15 protein-coding genes and 1 pseudogene are annotated in these 16546 nt (G+C 37.1%); all 16 read right to left on the reverse strand.

Annotated elements, in window-relative coordinates:
• Nucleotides 1-98 precede the first annotated feature (98 nt).
• Nucleotides 99-923, reverse strand: a complete 825-nt coding sequence (locus L2586_RS19695; RefSeq protein ID WP_235294666.1) for a DUF3667 domain-containing protein — start codon at nucleotides 921-923, stop codon at nucleotides 99-101.
• A 126-nt stretch (nucleotides 924-1049) separates the two neighbouring features.
• Nucleotides 1050-1970 carry a hypothetical protein gene (locus L2586_RS19700; protein WP_235294667.1) on the reverse strand — a complete coding sequence of 307 codons (921 nt, stop codon included), beginning with the start codon at nucleotides 1968-1970 and terminating at the stop codon, nucleotides 1050-1052.
• 141 nt (nucleotides 1971-2111) lie between these two features.
• On the reverse strand, nucleotides 2112-2843 hold the full coding sequence (bla, locus tag L2586_RS19705; RefSeq protein ID WP_235294668.1) for a subclass B1 metallo-beta-lactamase: 732 nt from the start codon (nucleotides 2841-2843) through the stop codon (nucleotides 2112-2114).
• Between the two features lie 84 nt (nucleotides 2844-2927).
• Complete coding sequence (locus L2586_RS19710) at nucleotides 2928-4232, reverse strand: DUF2254 domain-containing protein (RefSeq protein WP_235294669.1); 1305 nt, start codon at nucleotides 4230-4232, stop codon at nucleotides 2928-2930.
• A gap of 294 nt (nucleotides 4233-4526) precedes the next feature.
• Entirely contained in the window at nucleotides 4527-5396 is an 870-nt protein-coding gene (locus tag L2586_RS19715) for a hypothetical protein (protein ID WP_235294670.1), read from the reverse strand.
• 90 nt (nucleotides 5397-5486) lie between these two features.
• Complete coding sequence (locus L2586_RS19720; RefSeq protein ID WP_235294671.1) at nucleotides 5487-6227, reverse strand: hypothetical protein; 741 nt, start codon at nucleotides 6225-6227, stop codon at nucleotides 5487-5489.
• An 87-nt stretch (nucleotides 6228-6314) separates the two neighbouring features.
• The gene (locus L2586_RS19725) at nucleotides 6315-7310 is read right to left on the reverse strand and encodes a BtrH N-terminal domain-containing protein (RefSeq protein ID WP_348535536.1); all 996 of its coding nucleotides are present in this window, start codon (nucleotides 7308-7310) and stop codon (nucleotides 6315-6317) included.
• A gap of 151 nt (nucleotides 7311-7461) precedes the next feature.
• A pseudogene (locus L2586_RS24870) lies at nucleotides 7462-7746 on the reverse strand (helix-turn-helix domain-containing protein).
• A 61-nt stretch (nucleotides 7747-7807) separates the two neighbouring features.
• Nucleotides 7808-9259, reverse strand: coding sequence for a nicotinate phosphoribosyltransferase (locus tag L2586_RS19730; RefSeq protein WP_235294673.1), 1452 nt, complete (start codon nucleotides 9257-9259; stop codon nucleotides 7808-7810).
• Nucleotides 9260-9311: 52 nt separating this feature from the next.
• Entirely contained in the window at nucleotides 9312-9764 is a 453-nt protein-coding gene (locus L2586_RS19735; RefSeq protein WP_235294674.1) for a nucleoside 2-deoxyribosyltransferase domain-containing protein, read from the reverse strand.
• A 49-nt stretch (nucleotides 9765-9813) separates the two neighbouring features.
• The gene (prs, locus tag L2586_RS19740) at nucleotides 9814-10641 is read right to left on the reverse strand and encodes a ribose-phosphate diphosphokinase (protein WP_235294675.1); all 828 of its coding nucleotides are present in this window, start codon (nucleotides 10639-10641) and stop codon (nucleotides 9814-9816) included.
• Between the two features lie 69 nt (nucleotides 10642-10710).
• Nucleotides 10711-11397 (reverse strand): NUDIX hydrolase, encoded by a 687-nt coding sequence (locus tag L2586_RS19745; protein ID WP_235294676.1) that lies wholly within the window; start codon nucleotides 11395-11397, stop codon nucleotides 10711-10713.
• 57 nt (nucleotides 11398-11454) lie between these two features.
• Nucleotides 11455-12363, reverse strand: a complete 909-nt coding sequence (gene rlmF / locus L2586_RS19750) for a 23S rRNA (adenine(1618)-N(6))-methyltransferase RlmF (protein WP_235294677.1) — start codon at nucleotides 12361-12363, stop codon at nucleotides 11455-11457.
• A gap of 469 nt (nucleotides 12364-12832) precedes the next feature.
• Complete coding sequence (locus L2586_RS19755; protein WP_235294678.1) at nucleotides 12833-14044, reverse strand: BaiN/RdsA family NAD(P)/FAD-dependent oxidoreductase; 1212 nt, start codon at nucleotides 14042-14044, stop codon at nucleotides 12833-12835.
• Nucleotides 14041-14241 (reverse strand): DUF4177 domain-containing protein, encoded by a 201-nt coding sequence (locus L2586_RS19760; RefSeq protein WP_235294679.1) that lies wholly within the window; start codon nucleotides 14239-14241, stop codon nucleotides 14041-14043. Before L2586_RS19760 ends, L2586_RS19755 begins: the two co-directional genes overlap by 4 nt.
• A gap of 85 nt (nucleotides 14242-14326) precedes the next feature.
• Nucleotides 14327-16477 (reverse strand): B12-binding domain-containing radical SAM protein, encoded by a 2151-nt coding sequence (locus tag L2586_RS19765; protein WP_235294680.1) that lies wholly within the window; start codon nucleotides 16475-16477, stop codon nucleotides 14327-14329.
• Between the last annotated feature and the right edge of the window lie 69 nt (nucleotides 16478-16546).

Here is a 16546-nt window from a genome sequence, read left to right on the forward strand (position 1 = left end):
GAATTGATCTCAAAGGGGAAAGCCTCAGAAACAGATCTAAAATATAATTGTAAATTTGAAATAGCGAGTTATCCACATAGGGGGTCAAACCTCAAGAACTAGGGGGTCAAACACATAGGAATAAGCAGTGTGTACAATGACAAAAAATTGATCCCTATTCTATAAAACTGTGTAAGGATTAAAATCAAAAATACTGCTAAAATACCTTTCCACAATGCTGCGAGCCAAGAACTTCTATAAAAGGTTTTAAACCCTATCGCATAGTACACAGGTATTATTAAAATGGTAGGGATGACAAAAAACCACTTATTGAATTTATCATCGATTAAGTAATTTACACCACTTATAATCACCAGATAAAATAGAAAAAAGGAGAAAAAATGCGTTGCAAATATGATATGTTTCCCAAAAGCTATCCCCATTTTTATATTAAATAAATAACCAATTAATGCTATAAAAGGAATATAAACTATGATTAATCCTTTTGCTAAGGAAGATGATCTTTTATCATATGCTACTGCAATTTCTGAAATTTCTAATCCTTTTTTTTCTGAGATACTCCTCACTTTATCCATTACCCTTACCCCATCGAAATACTCCGAAAAATACCATTGTGATGGATTTCTAAATAAGTCCAACTCAGAAAGAAAAATAAAAAATACAATATTCGAAATGACGAAGAGTTGAAAGGGTTTCATGTAAGGCACTCTAATGCCTTCTACAAACTTGATTGTCAGCTTGCCAGGAAAGAAAAATAGCAATTTGAGTGTCTGAAAAATTTTAGAATCAAAGTTGGTTAAGGTGCCGAATGCCTGACTGATGATATTATTTATTCTAAAATCCTTTTCATGTATAACTTTTTCACCGCAAGCGTTGCAAAAGCTTCCTTCAAATTCATGTTGACAATTTTTACAAATATTCATTTCGCAAATCAATAATGACCTTAAATATTAGAGTAGTAAAATAAACAACTTTATGTCAAACAACTTAATTCCACAACATCACTTTGACTAAACCTGTAACTTCGATCATTCGCAATCTATAGCCATTCATGATTTAAAAACTGCTTCTGTCCCCTTGTTTCGACTCAAGTAAATATCAAATTTTTCGAAGTCAAGATAAATATTGAATCTTTTCAGAATCTCGCCTCCCATGACACTAGTGTTCTGTATCTCTATCTCACTATCGAAATAACTCAAAGGCATTTTAGGAAAACTTGTATTTCCAACCTTGAAATTATCCACCATGACTTTCTTAGTCTTTATAATATTCCCAAAAGAATCTTTCAACTCCTTAACTTCTATCGTTTCTAATTCACTAAAAACAGGATTTTCTTTGCAAAATGAATCATCCAAGATGACGGTTCCTCCATAGCCAGAATGAAGCAAAAATTGATGTGCAATATGCTGACCATTGACTTCTACTTCACCCGAGATGAATATAGAATTATGCTCATCAGTTGTCAATTTGAATTTCTGAATCTGATCTTCATCTGGATTGAATTTTTCCGGATCATGCAGGACGATAATCTGTTCATCGTTATTGATTTCAATGATTTTATTTCCGAATAGATTAGGACCAAATTTACCATCAGATCCAGGACCAGACAACATGTCTAACCACACAGCTAAACTATCCCAGCTCAGATTAGCAATAGTCAGTGAATTATTTTCAATGTAATTCACTTCTTTAGCTCCAGTCCAACTTTTAGAATTACTAGATTTCTGATTTTCGGTTTTCAGTTTCGCGGTCATCTCTGGAGTCAAGGAAACAGAACCAATAGCGGTATGAAACATCAACTTCAAAAGAGTTGTAGTATTCAAGGTGGCTTCAACTAATATATTATTATGCTCTGAAAGTGTAAACTTAATTGTATCGTTCACTGGCGTATATTGTATAGCATCCGCTGCGGAATAAGCTTTGAAATTGACAATGAAAAAAAGTATGGCAAGTAGTAAAGTTCTTTTCATTTTATTCCTTTCTGATTAATGTATACAATAGGCAAATATATCATAAAACGAATAAGAAGTACAAACTGTCCGTAAATGCAAGTTGGGAACTGAATCTTAGGACTGCTATCTATTCAATCTGACCATACAAGTCTCCATATTCTAAGATCTAAATAAGGCAATCGTGTAATCCAGCAAGTCTGTGTTTCCTGGATCTCCATGACCTGGAACAATCACTTTAACGTTTCTATATTTGGATTTAATCGCTTCTACCGTGTTCGACCACTCATCAACATTAGCATCACCTAAATATCCTTTGCTCGCATCCAGTGTCTTGATCAAACAACCACCAAAAATGACTTCTTCAGATGGGAAATAGCAAATGATATTGTCTTGCGTATGTCCTTCCCCAAAAAACTCATTGTGCACTTTTTTATATCCAACTTCGATTGCTAGACTCGTTTCGAAACCTACTTGTGGAATTGCTTTCTCTTCATTTTTTGCCAGTTCAATCGTTCTAAAAGATGCGTACGAAGGAACGCTCCTCTTATGAAACTCATTCAATCCACCCAGACAATCCGCGTGAAAATGAGTAACAACGACTCCGACTACCTTCGCCTTTAAGGTGTTTTCTATCCAGTCAATAAGTTCTTTTGAGTCCTCATCATTAGTAGGTGTATCCATTACAATCGCTTCCCCCTGATCGACCACAATCATCCCATTACAACTCACCTTACCAAAATCATCCGTGGACAAGTAAGAAATGTGTCTATAAGTGTTAGCGGTTAAAGGTTCTATTGTAATTTGCTCACTTTTATAAAGAGGAATATTTTTTGTTTTGCAACTTATGAACGAAAGAGTGAGTATGAAAAACATGAACGCAGTACCCTTCATAGATAGAATTTATAATGAATGCTAAAAGTAGTTATTATCTATAAATTAGAATGAAATTTATAGACAAACTGACGCAACATCATATTAGAGAATACTCTTAGATCTTTCTAGTAAATCATTTAAATCGCTAGCCTCCTTTATCGTGTCTTTTCCGACATTCAGGACCATCTGAGCATGGTGTGCTATATTTCTTTTATAGTCTTCTTTTTCGGTAAATTTATTTATCGTGATCAATGCCTCCATCAACCGTATAATTACTGCAGGGCTTCCAGCTGAAAATTGACGAATCTGATTAAAAGACGCACTTAACAATCCATTAAAATCGAATGTTTCCGCGATGATTCTCAAGTTTTTTTCTTCATCAACTCTATATTTAGATGGGAAATTAACTTGGGTTAATTTGCACAACATGGCTTTTAAATTATCTATGCACGCGATCGCTGTATATGGATCGTTCACACCAGGAGATAAGGCTCTGGCAGCTATTTCAACCATTTGATGGATCGAAAATTCGATATCTTGCTGAGCATTCTTCGTTTTTCCAACCACAAACTGACGCTGTAGTCGTTCTAATACTTTTTCGTCTATTTCTTCAATAGAATACAATTTTCCAACTTCAATATCTTCTACCAAATGATCTCCTGGTCTAAAATTTAATTCGAAAAGACCGTTGTGCGAAGATACAATTTCAAGTAGAGTTTCAGTATCGATGTATTGTAAGTATCCATTCTTAGGTGATAGAATAGGAGATACAAAAGAGCAATTTTCTTTCAACTGATCAACAGAACCAGAAAAATCCTTATTCGTTTCGTCACCTATTTCAGTTGGGAAAAGCCTCTTAATTTGATTAGACATAATATCTGATACATCAGAAATCACCTTATCTGCTTGTATGCTAATCGCTATATTATGAATGAAAACAATCAGCAAAATAATATTGACAAATGCTGCAGCAATAGCTAGTAAGATAGAGATCGAAGGGATAAAGGTAAAGGAATCTGATCCTTTTATCGCATTTAGAACCAGCAGACAATATAAATAGGTAGCAACATAAGATCCAAGGACAACTTGGTTTAATCTCACATACATAAAGTTCTTAATCAGTCTAGGCCCGAATTGCGAGGATGCCAATGTCAATGCAACTAAGGTGACCGAAAACACGGTACCCGCAACACCGATCATTGCTCCAGAAATCGTCGTTAATATACTTCTTGCCGATGCTGCGCTGTTCACAAAAAAGAAACGTCCTAGTCCATCCTGTGGCAAACTGACAAACTCATCTAGAATAACTGTTCCGGTTGCTAGGAGAATAGATAAAACAATAATAAGCACAGGCACGAACCAGAACGTGGCCTTTAACTCATTAAAAGAAAACAGTATTTTTTTCATTTGACTTAGCTTGCAATTCGAATGATTAGATCTTCCACTTTTTTCTCAATTCTAGATACTTCATTCGTATTTCAGAACATTGGAACATCCAATTTTAGACATTGCAATTTACCAATCAATCTATACCATAGAGAACATTACAATGAACAATAATAAAAACTAAGGAAGTGGGCCAATTGTTCTAAAACCATAAGATTAAGAAGTTTGAGGTGGATCACATAGCAACTTTAGAGGTTAATTAGACATCTATTTTTAGATCATTTCCTATACCGACTTTCTATCTATTCTAGCGAATCACCTTCTTTTTTCATTCACTTTATCAAGGAATTCAGGCGTTATCAATTCTACCCCTTCTTGTTCTGCAGCCTCATTAACCTTAGAAATCACCATTTTCAGAAATACCCTCGGAACTTTAACCAACTTCTTATAAGAATCTGGATGCCACTTAACGTTTCCTTCCATCCGGTCTACTTGATATTTAACAGAATCCGTATCTACTCCTTTGGATTTCGGAATCGGTTCTGCATATGGATGAGTATGCTTACTAAACCAGAATTGCTTGCTATCTCGATAACCAAAATCAACGGGCAGCGTTGGAAAGCCTTCTCCTTCCTTAAGATAATCTGCATATCTTTCCTGCATAATGATCTTATCTATTCTCAACAGGAAATGAGCCTCTATTTCAGGACCATCATATTTGAAAATACCAGACTCATCCACCGTACATTCAAAAATCTGAACGGACTCTTTGATTATTTCTGGATACCTAACACCCTCCACTTTCTCTTCTTCACTTCTAGAAGAAGGTATTAAGGTGAATATGCTTTCTTTTAATTTTTCTTCTGTTGTTTCTCCTGGAAATCCTAATTCAACGGCATTTTTCAAATAGGCCTTATCGAATGGTATGAAATTGAGCGCAATCGTTTTATTCTTCCTAATATTTGCCGCAGTATTGGATGTGCCTCTGCTGATCAACATCATATAATGATCTTTAGAAATCCCAAATGGAAAACAAAGTGAGTAGGAACCGATATTTGTCAAACCATTCTCAGAAACAGTGGAACACAGAACAACTGGCATCGGATAAAATGAAGATGTCTGATAGAAATTATCTAGAATATTTACATTTACAAAATCTGTTTTATCTTCTTTAAACCACGACATAATTATTCAATTTTCAGGATTAAAAATACTTATTTATCAGTCAATAGATGGATACTCAGGTTACACTCAATTCAGCTATTTATCCGAATATCACTTCCCTTTTTCTGCTCTTTCTTTTCTTCGTCGAGCTTGACTTTCCAGAATACGTAGAGGAATCACTTTATGCATTAGATCTAGAAGTTCTCTTTCTGTTTCAGGAAGTTCTTTGCTTATCTCTTTTAATAAAGCGCCTACGTGATAAGCTTCAGCAAAAATTTCAGCAGTTCGCCTTTTACCCGCATCAATAAAATCATGATCTGATTGAATTTCTTCTGCTAACTTAAATAGGGCCAATGCTTTAGTATACGCTGTATGATTGCATAACTCATCCGCTAATATGGCATATCTTAACTTTTCTAAATCCTGAACATTTAAAGAATCTATTTCTTTTCTTGCCTGGGCTTTCCGTTTATCAGAAAGTAATTGGACTTCTTCGGGAATGCTCTCTGTTTCGATGCCTCTAAATCCTTTATCTATTTGCAGAAGGAATAATCTTATTAGGCCGGTCGTTTCCTCTACAATCTCTATCTCCATATTGGCAACTTTTAGCAATATTTCTGGTAGGTCAATTTCTACTTTATGGTAAAATTGGGTAAGCACACAAGCGAGGAAAGCTAACTCATCTTCACCGTGGGGTTCGCTTAATGCTAGAGCAAACCGGTGTATGGTTTCTTCGTAATAATCTTGGACGCATGCTAGCAGTATTGCTGTTTCTTTTTTGGTGAGCTCATCTAAATCAGTTAGCGTATTGACATAGGGTGCATTTTTCGGTCCAAGAATGTTGGTTTGCATAGAAAATTTTAATCTGCTTTGTTAACTAATCCATAGCAATTTACCATTAAATCTCCATTTACCGAGCAGAGAATAAGCTTTCTTTTCTTAGCTTAACCTATCTAAATGCTCCTTCAGTCGCAGCATGGAAGTTCGTTCCATTTCAGACAATTTAATAAAAAGAGCAGATGCTTCCATTACCTTTTTCTTCGACTTTGTCTCCCCAATCTCCATAAATAAGTCCGATACTTCCTTCCATAATTTGGCAATCGCAGCGTAAGTCGCGCTTTCTTGAATCAAAACGTTGTCTCTAATCAATTCACCACTTTCTCTCAGGAAATCACGGTAAATATTTCTGAACAACGAACCACCCGTTCCGCCACGTTCCATGATGGAAGCTGAGGTCTGGAAATCTTTCTTAATGTCAGTACTTGTTTCGAACCATTTTATGATTTCTGAGCTGGTTTTATGAATGCCAAGGTATCCTAAGTTTTTAATAGGTGGATTAAGAAAGTCGTGAGCATTATGACAGATTGCTTTTTTAATGACTGCAGTCAAGTCAGGCGATATTCCATTCTTACTTATGGTAAATGAGCGATTTCGCGAAGACATCGGTCCTCTCTCATTTCTAGCCAGCGCCAAACTCTCCAATGAAGTTTTCGCATCTCTTCCTTGCTGATTGGTATCATTCAGATAAGCCAGTGCTTCATCATATCCATATATCGAAGCATAATGTCCAGCGAAATGAATCTTGCTTGTGAAATATGCTAAGTGATAGCAATCTAGTTTAAGGCCTACCGCTTTTCCTAGGTCAATGTTAGACTTCACATTCTCCCAAGCCTTTCTCACCGATGAAGTTTCTCGTACTTCCAGATTGAGGTTGAGGTTTTTGCAAATATTTTCCGTTAATAAATCTGTTTTTATTCGACCGCCAATAAAAGGAAAGTCCATAATTTTCATATTCCAGAAAACATAGCCTAAGCCTTCGCCTATTCCAAAAAGCATCGGCTCACTAAGTTCTATACCTAATTGATAAAGCAAGCTACCTGTAGCTGTTGTTTCACAATGCTGCCCGTTAAATGTTTTAAAGTCTTTGATGATCATCTGAAATTCCATTTTTTACGATCGCAAAATTAGGCATGAGAGTGACAACCTTATGGCAACCCTGTTATAGAAAGATTGGATTATTCCTCAGGGATAAGCGGAATAGCGACAAAGGAGCTTTTCATTCTTCGCCGCATGCTATCAAGAATTGCTACGCTATTGATATGGTTATTTCTTTGCTAAGACCTACTTCAATGATTTTATACAATGTGGACAATTGGATATCTGTTTTCCCGTTTTCAACTCTAGAAATATAGCTTTTCTTAGCTCCTATTTTGTTGGCAAGTTCTTCTTGCGTCAAATTAGCTTATAGCCGTTCATCTTTTAATAATGCACCAATTGTAAATGCTTTGGCTTTAGCTTCAAATTTATCCCTTTTAGATGTTCCAATTTCTCCATATTGTTTGGAAAGGTGCTTTGTGGTTCGGTTTAACACCTATCTAAACCACACTCTTTCATCTAACATTGCTTCAACATTGACCTAAACCCGACTAAATCTAGGCCTTAACTCTTTCTCGGATTTCACTCAGCTTCTGGTCTACTAACAGATTTCCATCTCTATAAACCTCTACGAGTGCTCCCCTAGCCTCTTCTTCCCAATTCACTTGGTCAACTAAGACATATCCTCCGTCTTGCTCTTCTATTTTGATTAATCCTTTCGCAGATTTCTTCGTTCCATCATCGGTAATCGGGTCTTTGAAAATTTCTCTGCCTTCACCATTTACCTCGCCATAAGTAGCCTTCATCGCAAATCCAAAAGTATCTCTGGTATTGTACTGGTAGGTAAATGAACCGATTCCTAAAACGACATTCGTAGAAGCGAATCCATTCTTTTTCAAGCGTTCGCAAATATTCATCGCTCGTTGTAAAGTTATGCTATCACCGTAAATCGCACCAATATGCGGATCTAATTCTTTATATCCTTTATCATTTACAGTGCCACCAAAAGTATCCCATAATAACTGAATGACTCCTTTTCGCACATTCTCATTATAACTGTCCGGGTCTCCGCAGATAATATCTACAGGATCTCCACTATCTGGTCTTACGACCACTCTGCCATCTCTTGCTAATACTTCCTCTTTTAATTTCGGGAGATATTCAGTCAGTACTTTCCACAAATCCCAAGTATCTGAAACGATGGACACGATGCCGCCAGGATATACTTCTGTGATCAATCTCCGGAAAGTCTCTTCCTCAGCATTCAATGTTCCCATACTCATTACGGAATGCTCTGTTGCAGCAACTGAACCTCCTACTAATTCCTCATCTGAATTGGCTCCATAATACTCTTCTAGAAAATCTATCGCTGGAATCGTATCTGAGCCTGTAAAACTCAACAAGTGTGCAGCACTACTAATTAAACTTGCCTCTAATCCTGCCATGCCCCTCATCGAAAAGTCATGTCCTTGCCAGTCCACAAATTCAGGAACAGAAGAAGTTTCCGCTGCATAATGATCTAGAATTTTGCGGTATTGCTTAGCAATTGTCGCGGAATTACACGGCAACCAAACCTCCGCAGAAAGTAATGTTTCGAAGTAGTTTGTCAACCAGAAGAATTCAGAGAGCGTATTATACATGGTGAACATCGGTACCCGAATTGGAACAGAAACACCTTCAGGAAGTGCCTTGAAAACCATCGGAATATACCCTAGATCATGCAGATCTTCTATATGTTTGATTCCCACTTGGTTAGGTCCTAAGTAATTATTAACTCGTCTAGAATATCTTGCACAAACGACTTCTTTTGGTTGATCGAAGAAGTTTTGCTGGAAATCCCGAATGATGTATTTTTTGATAAAATACTGAAGTCCAAAGAAGACCACTTCTTCCACGCCTTCTATTCTACTTTTTCTCGGTGTCCAGTTAGAGTAAACGAGTGTTGTTCCTTCTGGATATTGGCGTCTATGATCGAGTTTATACCCGTCAGTATATAATAATGGATTCATTGATTTTGATTTTAAAGTTTTAAAAATGTTAACTATGCTTCGATGATGTTGCTTACTTAAAGCTGTTTTTTAAAAGGTAGTCTAATGATAAATGTTGCTTTATTCCATATTTATGACACACGATGTCTACGTTCCCCTTCCTCCAAAATCCATCTTCACAGACAACCTGCATTTTTCCTGACTGAGCATACAGTCCAAATTCTAGAAGAGAAATGGGTGATTTTGTCATTGCAGCAAAAAACATGATAATGTGATCTGCCTTTTCTAAAGCTTCTAATTCCCAGTCAACTTGTGCTCTAAACTGCTCGTTCTCCATGGTCTGCTCCCAACTTGAGTCCCATGCTGCTCTTCGAGGATTAAAAACATTAAATCGTTGCCCTAAAAATTCTTCACATTTCGCTTGCCAGTTGATCGCTCTGTCCATTTCTATCGATCCCGCAAGGAAAATACTTTCCTTCTCTCGGTCAATGTTTTCTATCGAATCCGGCGCTTTATAAATGGACATATTATTTTTTTTATGATTTATAAACAACTTATTTACAAGCTAGAGCGATCTAAATAGCGATCTGCTTAACCTTTTCTGATTCTGCTATGGTTCTAAATGAATTAGTACAGTAAATTCCGTCAAAGACCTCGTTTAGCTTTTCCGTTCCTTTGCTAAAAATGCCATGACTCACTGCTAAATATAGCTTCCCTGCATTTTTCTCTTTTAATGCTCCGGCGAGGCCCATAAATGTTCCTCCTCCATCACAAATATCATCTACAATTAGGCAGTCTCGACCCTCTAGGTCCTCATGATAAACTTGAAAACCAGACAATTTTCCTGTTTTGACATCTCTTGATTTAGAACATTCCACCACATCATAATCTTGGAGCTTAGCAGCCAATTTGTAAATCTTTTTTAAGGCACCTCCGTCCGGAGAAATGAGAATCACATCATCACTCAAATCTGTGAGGACTTCTTTTATAAATGAATGATTATCTATTGCATTACAATGATCTAAAACTGCTGGAGTCACCTCTGAATGTGGATCAAAGACTGTTATTTCATTTAGCTTAACGGCATTAAATAAATCAGCATAAACCTTTACAGATAATGCTTCACCAGGAATCATTACCCGATCTTGTCTAGCTGCTGGAAAGTATGGAATATAGGCAGAGATGTTTTTCACACCCATTCTTCTAAGTGCATCGACGGCAACTAAGAAAAGCCCCATATCATTAAATGATTGGATACGATGAGAAATGGTGACCGCCTCAACCTTGGTCAGGTCTGATTTAATTTTAATGTGAGGTTCACCACCGTGAAAAGTAAATGCTTCGAATTCTATCGTATGTGCTCCTGGGAAGGGATTAAAGTTTGGATCTAAGTTGAGTTTCATATTTGCGTATATTTTACACAAATATAACCGCATTAGTAATACGGTGCAAGTATTTGCGTATATTTTACGCTATTTAATTTCAAAATGGAAGCCTTTCGACTCTAAAGCCCTGTATTTACTGACGTTAAAGCGGTACAACTTTGCAGGTCGTCCGCTACCTTCACTTCTAAACTTGCCTGTTTCTGTTAGAATCCCGAATCCCAAAACCTTTTTTCGGAAATTTCTACGGTCAATGTCATGCCCTAAAATCGTCATGTACAATTGTTCTAATTCTGAAAATACAAACTCTTTGTTGAGCAGGTCAAAGCCAATTGGCTGATATTGAATCTTAGACTTGAGTCGATCTATGGCTACTTTAATAATGATATTATGATCATAAGCAAGTTGAGGTAATTCATCTAATGGAAACCATTCTGCTTTGGCAGCATCTGTGTCAGCTTTCAGTACCAGTTTCTTAGGATTCACCAATGCAAAATAAGCTACGGATACTACCCTAGTCCTTGGATCTCGATCGACTTGATCTCCAAATGTGTACAATTGCTCAAGATAGTCTACTTGTATTCCTGTTTCTTCCTGAAGTTCTCTCCGAACAGCGTCCTTAAGACCTTCGTTTGTTTTCACAAAACCACCTGGAAGTGCCCAGTTGTTTTGGAAAGGGCCTGATTTAGGCTGTATAAGGAGAACTTGCAATTTACTATTTGCATAGGCAAATACTATTGCATCGACAGCAAGAGAAATATTGGATTCAAAATTCATTATTGCGTAATATATACACAAAAGTAAAGGAAATAAAACTCTGAATCAATAACAAGTTTAAAATCTGGTGGATTCCCAAATCTTTCTTTGCTTTTCATCTAGATAAGTCCAAGCCACGAAACGGCTCTTCTTGTTCCCTTGTGCCATTTCGACCGTTTTATACTCTGTCACTTTAGCTCTTCTGAAAGCTTTGAAAATAGGTTGAAGCAAGTCTTCTTTAGAAACTAAGGTTGAAAACCAATAGACTGAATTTTTATAATTACGACTTTCATGAACCATATCATGAATGAATTTCTCTTCACCGCCTGCAGTCCAAAGTTCATTGGATTGACCTCCGAAATTCAGGTTTTTGCTTCTTGTAGATTTGGGATTGATGCTTCTTAGTTTCTTTTTATTGGCCGCTTTTGCTTCCCGAGCTGAAGAGTGAAACGGTGGATTACACATGGAAAAATCAAATATTTCATCCTTGTTGATGATTCCTTGAAAGAAACAATTGGAATTAGGTTGAAATCTAACTTCTACTTTATCTTTTAACGATTTGTTTTTAGCAACGATCTGAGATGCTGATCCATAAGCATCTTTGTCGGCATCTGATGCAACGAAAGTCCAATCGTACTCATGCGATCCTAAAATCGGGTAAATCAAATTCGCTCCCGTCCCAATATCAAGACCTCTTAAGCCTTTCTTTCCATTTAACAAATCACTAAGGTGGTGAATGTAATCCGCTCTTCCTGGAACTGGAGGACACAAAAAACCTTCTGGAATTTCCCAAAATTCAATTCCGTAGTACTCCATTAATAGAGACTTATTTAACTCAATTACAGCTTGGTCATCGAAGAAGTCAATTGTACTTGTACCAAATTCATTTACAAAAACGAATGGCTTCAGTGCTTCGTTCTTAGAAGTTAGGACTTCTAGATCGTATTGATCTCTGTGTTTATTTCTTGGATGCAGCTTTGATTTCATAAGATAGATTTTACTTTATTTTTCATTGTGATTGCTCAGAAAAATAAGAAATGCAAATGTAACATTAAAATTGATGTCAATCTACCAGCGCTCTAAGCGATGTTAGATTTGACTTCGTAATATTGATGTCATCGCGGGAAGTGATAATATCAGATCATGCTTAGTAAAATTCATTTCTATCAATCTGACAGTGCTTTAAGCGATGTTAGATTTGGCTTCGAAGTATTGATGTCATCGCGAGAACCGATAACATCAGATTATGCTTTTTATAATTCATTTTTATCAATCTACCAGCGCTCTAAGCGATGTTAGATTTGGCTTCGAAGTATTGATGTCATCGCGGGAAGCGATAACATCAGATTATGCTTTTTATAATTCACTTTTATCAATCTGACAGCGCTCTAAGCAATGTTAGATTTGGCTCCGAAGTATTGATGTCATCGCGGGAAGCGATAACATCAGATTATGCTTACTTCAGCATACCTGCAACGTAGCCCGTCGTCCAAGCACCTTGAAAATTATATCCCCCAGTAATAGCATCTATATCCATCACTTCACCTGAGAAATATAAATTCTTCACGACTTTACTCTCCATCGTTTTCATATTGATAGATTCCAAACTCACGCCTCCACAAGTCACAAATTCTTCCTTGAAAGTAGTCTTACCCTTCACTTCATAAACATCATTCGTCAACAAAGTCACCAACTTATTCATCCCTTTTTTACCAATATCTGACCAAATTCTATCAGCTGGCAATTCGGACTTCACCAACAAATACTGCCATAATCTATCTGGCAATCCGTAAGGTCTATAATTTGTTAATAATTTCTTACCATGATCTTTCAATACCGACTGCAACTCCTGCTTGACCACTTCATTGTTCACCTCGTTTACCCAATTCACCTGAACATTGAATTCATAATTCATTTCTGAAAGCATCCGCGCGCCGAATGCAGACAACTTAAGAATCGACGGTCCACTCATTCCCCAGTGTGTTATCAACAAAGGACCATCAGACTTGAGTGCAGTGCCTTGAATAGTGGTAATGGTTTCTTCCACAACAACACCCATTAAGGATCGAATAGATTCTGATGGCATGTTAAATGTAAACAATGACGGAACTGGATTTTCAATCTTATGCCCCAATTCTTCCAACCATTCTAAGCCTTTCCGCTTAGGAGAACCTCCAGTTGCAATAATAACTTTATCGAAAATCTCTTCTTCTCCTTTAGAAATACTAAGAGCGATTTGAAAATTCTCCACCTCACGAATACGCTCTACGCCGCACCTCGTTCTGATATCAATCTTAGACTTTTTCGCCTGATCTAAAAAGCAATCAATGATACTTTGTGAATCCTGGCTAACTGGAAATACACAGTTGTCCTCTTGAATCATCAAAGGGACACCTCTTGACTCGAACCACTCATAGGTATGCTTTGTATTGAAGATAGGGAACAACTTTTTGAGTGCTCTTCCACCTCTAGGATATGCTTTCCATAGATCTTTTATAGATTCTGTTCCATTGGTCACATTGCAGCGTCCACCGCCAGAAACTTTAACCTTAGACAGCAACTTCGGCGATTTCTCTAGAATGGAAATGGATGCTTTCGGATGATGCTCTGCTACTGATAATGCAGCAAAGAACCCAGCTGCACCGCCTCCTATAATGGCAACTTTCAATATTCTGGTAATTCTCTTTTCAACAATATTTCTTGTCCTTTCACGCCTTTTGGTTGCAATACCTTAGGAATAAATTCAACAAACTCCCATCCTTCTTTTCCGTTTTCATTAAGCGCTTCTAAATAATCCGACTCCGCTCTTCCGGACCAAACCATATCAATCTTTATTAAGATTGCTTTGTATTCATACTTTTTCATATTAAAAGCAAAGATAGGTAAGTTTTTAGTTATTTGATGCCGATATAGAATACTTTAGCTGCTCACAAATTTACGTCTGCTAAAATCACAGAATCAATAAATTCATCTCTTTCACAACATCCATTTCTGAAGAATACCACCATGTATCAAAGTTCTTATACTTTAATTCATAGTCTTTTTTTAGGTCAATGTATCTCTGAGGAGTATTAGAATTCGCAAATTTCATCAACCATTCTCCATTTTCTTTAGAGCACATTACGCTATCTTCATCTTCATTTCTATAAAGCTTAAGCTCTACTTTTTTGCCTTTTGAGATCAGGATAGGTGGCGAACCTAACCACATGATGAGTGCACTTTTTTTAGTTACTGGATAAAGCACATCTTCTAAACAATCTAGGATATAAGTTTCGCCAATAGAAGTTGGTGGCACTTTAAAATCAAACCACTCTTTGAGTTCAAAATCAAAACCAACGCCATGCATAAAATTAAACAATGATTTCTTTAAGCCGAAGCTAAATTTACTATGATCTATTCCTGTCGAATCCTTGAATTGAACATCATTGTTTGCAAACTCAATTGGCTTCAATTCAGGAATCACACCATATGCTTCTGGCTTCATCCCAACTGGACTGTGGGTAGTTAATGCAAATTGGTGCCAGAAACCAGATTGCAAAATGCCAAGCTCAAACATTTGCCTTACCATTTCTAAACTGTCGATGGTTTCCTGAACCGTCTGTGTGGGATAACCGTACATTAGATAACTATGGACCATAATCCCCGCTTCCGTAAAATTACGGTTCACCTTGGCCACTTGTTCAACGGTAACGCCTTTATCTATCAACTTTAATAATCGATCTGAGGCAACTTCTAAGCCACCGGAAACGGCAATACATCCAGAAGCTTTTAACAACCGACACAAATCATATGTGAAATTCTTCTCGAAGCGAATATTCGTCCACCATGAAACAATCAAGCCTCGCTCAATAATTTCCATGGCCAATTCTCGCATTAGCGCAGGTGGTGCAGCCTCATCCACAAAATGAAAACCCGTTTCTCCAGTTTGGGCAATGATTTCTTCCATCCGATCTACCAACAACTTTCCAGCCACTGGCTCATAATTCTTAATATAATCTAGAGACACGTCACAAAATGTACAATTCCCCCAGTAACATCCATGCGCCATAGTCAATTTATTCCATCTTCCATCACTCCAAAGCGAATGCATCGGATTAGCAATTTCAATCACAGAAATATATTGATCTAACAACAAATCTGAATAATCCGGAGTTCCTAATTCTGCCTGAGCATAGTCTTTCCTTAATGAAAAATTGTTATATATAATCTCCTCTCCATCAATTATAAACGTCCTTTTTAGAAAATTATAGTTAGGATTTGATTCACTCGGATTCAAAACATTACTTATAATTAATTCAAGTGGAAGTTCTCCATCATCGAGACTGATATAATCGAAAAATTCAAAAACACGTGGATCTGCTAACTCTCTTAGCTCTGTATTGGCGAATCCTCCACCCATCGCAATTTTGATTTCTGGGTTGTTATTTTTTATCCATTGACCACAACGGAATGCACTGTAAAGATTCCCAGGAAATGGAACAGAAAGACAGACAAGCTTGGGTTTCACTTCTTTTAACCGTTCCTCGAGAATCTCAATGGTAAATCCATCGACGAAGGAAAGTGGTTCTTGTAAAGTGTCATATATCTCATCGAATGAATTAGCACTCATCCCTAGTCGCTCTGCATACCTACTAAACCCAAAATTCTCATCGACACACTCCTTTATAAAATCACTTAGATCTTCTAGAAACATTGTCCCCAGGTGCTTCGCCTTATCCTGAATACCCATGTTCCCAAATGCCCATTCCATATCATCGAGTTGAGCGAACCGCCCTGCTTGAGGGAGATGATTATGAGAGGCAATCTGTCTTGCAAGACTTGGACGCTGGCCTTGAAGAAAATGAACAACGGGTTCCACTTTCTTGATATATTCTGCCCTTAGAGCGTATATTCTTCTAGCATTTTCCGACTCAGGAATCGCTTGTGCAAAGATTTTCTTTAATCCATTTGCTGAAAACAACTTCAGAATGACTTCGATTCCTAGATCCATCTGAAAAGCATTGATGTCCTTGGTTTTCAAAAACCCTTTTATGTAAGCCGTTGCTGGATACGGTGTATTCAGTTGTGTAAACGGAGGAGTGATTAAAAGGATATCTGCCATAAGACAAATGTAATTCTTTATCTTTTAGAGGCTCGTAGATTGATCACTAAAAAAGTATCGAAGGTTGTT

Origin of the sequence: Portibacter lacus (assembly GCF_021533215.1) — a bacterium.
Taxonomy (GTDB): domain Bacteria; phylum Bacteroidota; class Bacteroidia; order Chitinophagales; family Saprospiraceae; genus Portibacter; species Portibacter lacus.

Excerpts from the sequence above, each read along its gene's own strand:
- L2586_RS19695 (WP_235294666.1), bottom strand. The coding sequence starts at position 923 with ATGAATATTTGTAAAAATTGTCAACATGAATTTGAAGGAAGCTTTTGC.
- L2586_RS19700 (WP_235294667.1), bottom strand. The coding sequence starts at position 1,970 with ATGAAAAGAACTTTACTACTTGCCATACTTTTTTTCATTGTCAATTTC.
- bla (WP_235294668.1), bottom strand. The coding sequence starts at position 2,843 with ATGAAGGGTACTGCGTTCATGTTTTTCATACTCACTCTTTCGTTCATA.
- L2586_RS19710 (WP_235294669.1), bottom strand. The coding sequence starts at position 4,232 with ATGAAAAAAATACTGTTTTCTTTTAATGAGTTAAAGGCCACGTTCTGG.
- L2586_RS19715 (WP_235294670.1), bottom strand. The coding sequence starts at position 5,396 with ATGTCGTGGTTTAAAGAAGATAAAACAGATTTTGTAAATGTAAATATT.
- L2586_RS19720 (WP_235294671.1), bottom strand. The coding sequence starts at position 6,227 with ATGCAAACCAACATTCTTGGACCGAAAAATGCACCCTATGTCAATACG.
- L2586_RS19725 (WP_348535536.1), bottom strand. The coding sequence starts at position 7,310 with ATGATCATCAAAGACTTTAAAACATTTAACGGGCAGCATTGTGAAACA.
- L2586_RS19730 (WP_235294673.1), bottom strand. The coding sequence starts at position 9,259 with ATGAATCCATTATTATATACTGACGGGTATAAACTCGATCATAGACGC.
- L2586_RS19735 (WP_235294674.1), bottom strand. The coding sequence starts at position 9,764 with ATGTCCATTTATAAAGCGCCGGATTCGATAGAAAACATTGACCGAGAG.
- prs (WP_235294675.1), bottom strand. The coding sequence starts at position 10,641 with ATGAAACTCAACTTAGATCCAAACTTTAATCCCTTCCCAGGAGCACAT.
- L2586_RS19745 (WP_235294676.1), bottom strand. The coding sequence starts at position 11,397 with ATGAATTTTGAATCCAATATTTCTCTTGCTGTCGATGCAATAGTATTT.
- rlmF (WP_235294677.1), bottom strand. The coding sequence starts at position 12,363 with ATGAAATCAAAGCTGCATCCAAGAAATAAACACAGAGATCAATACGAT.
- L2586_RS19760 (WP_235294679.1), bottom strand. The coding sequence starts at position 14,241 with ATGAAAAAGTATGAATACAAAGCAATCTTAATAAAGATTGATATGGTT.
- L2586_RS19765 (WP_235294680.1), bottom strand. The coding sequence starts at position 16,477 with ATGGCAGATATCCTTTTAATCACTCCTCCGTTTACACAACTGAATACA.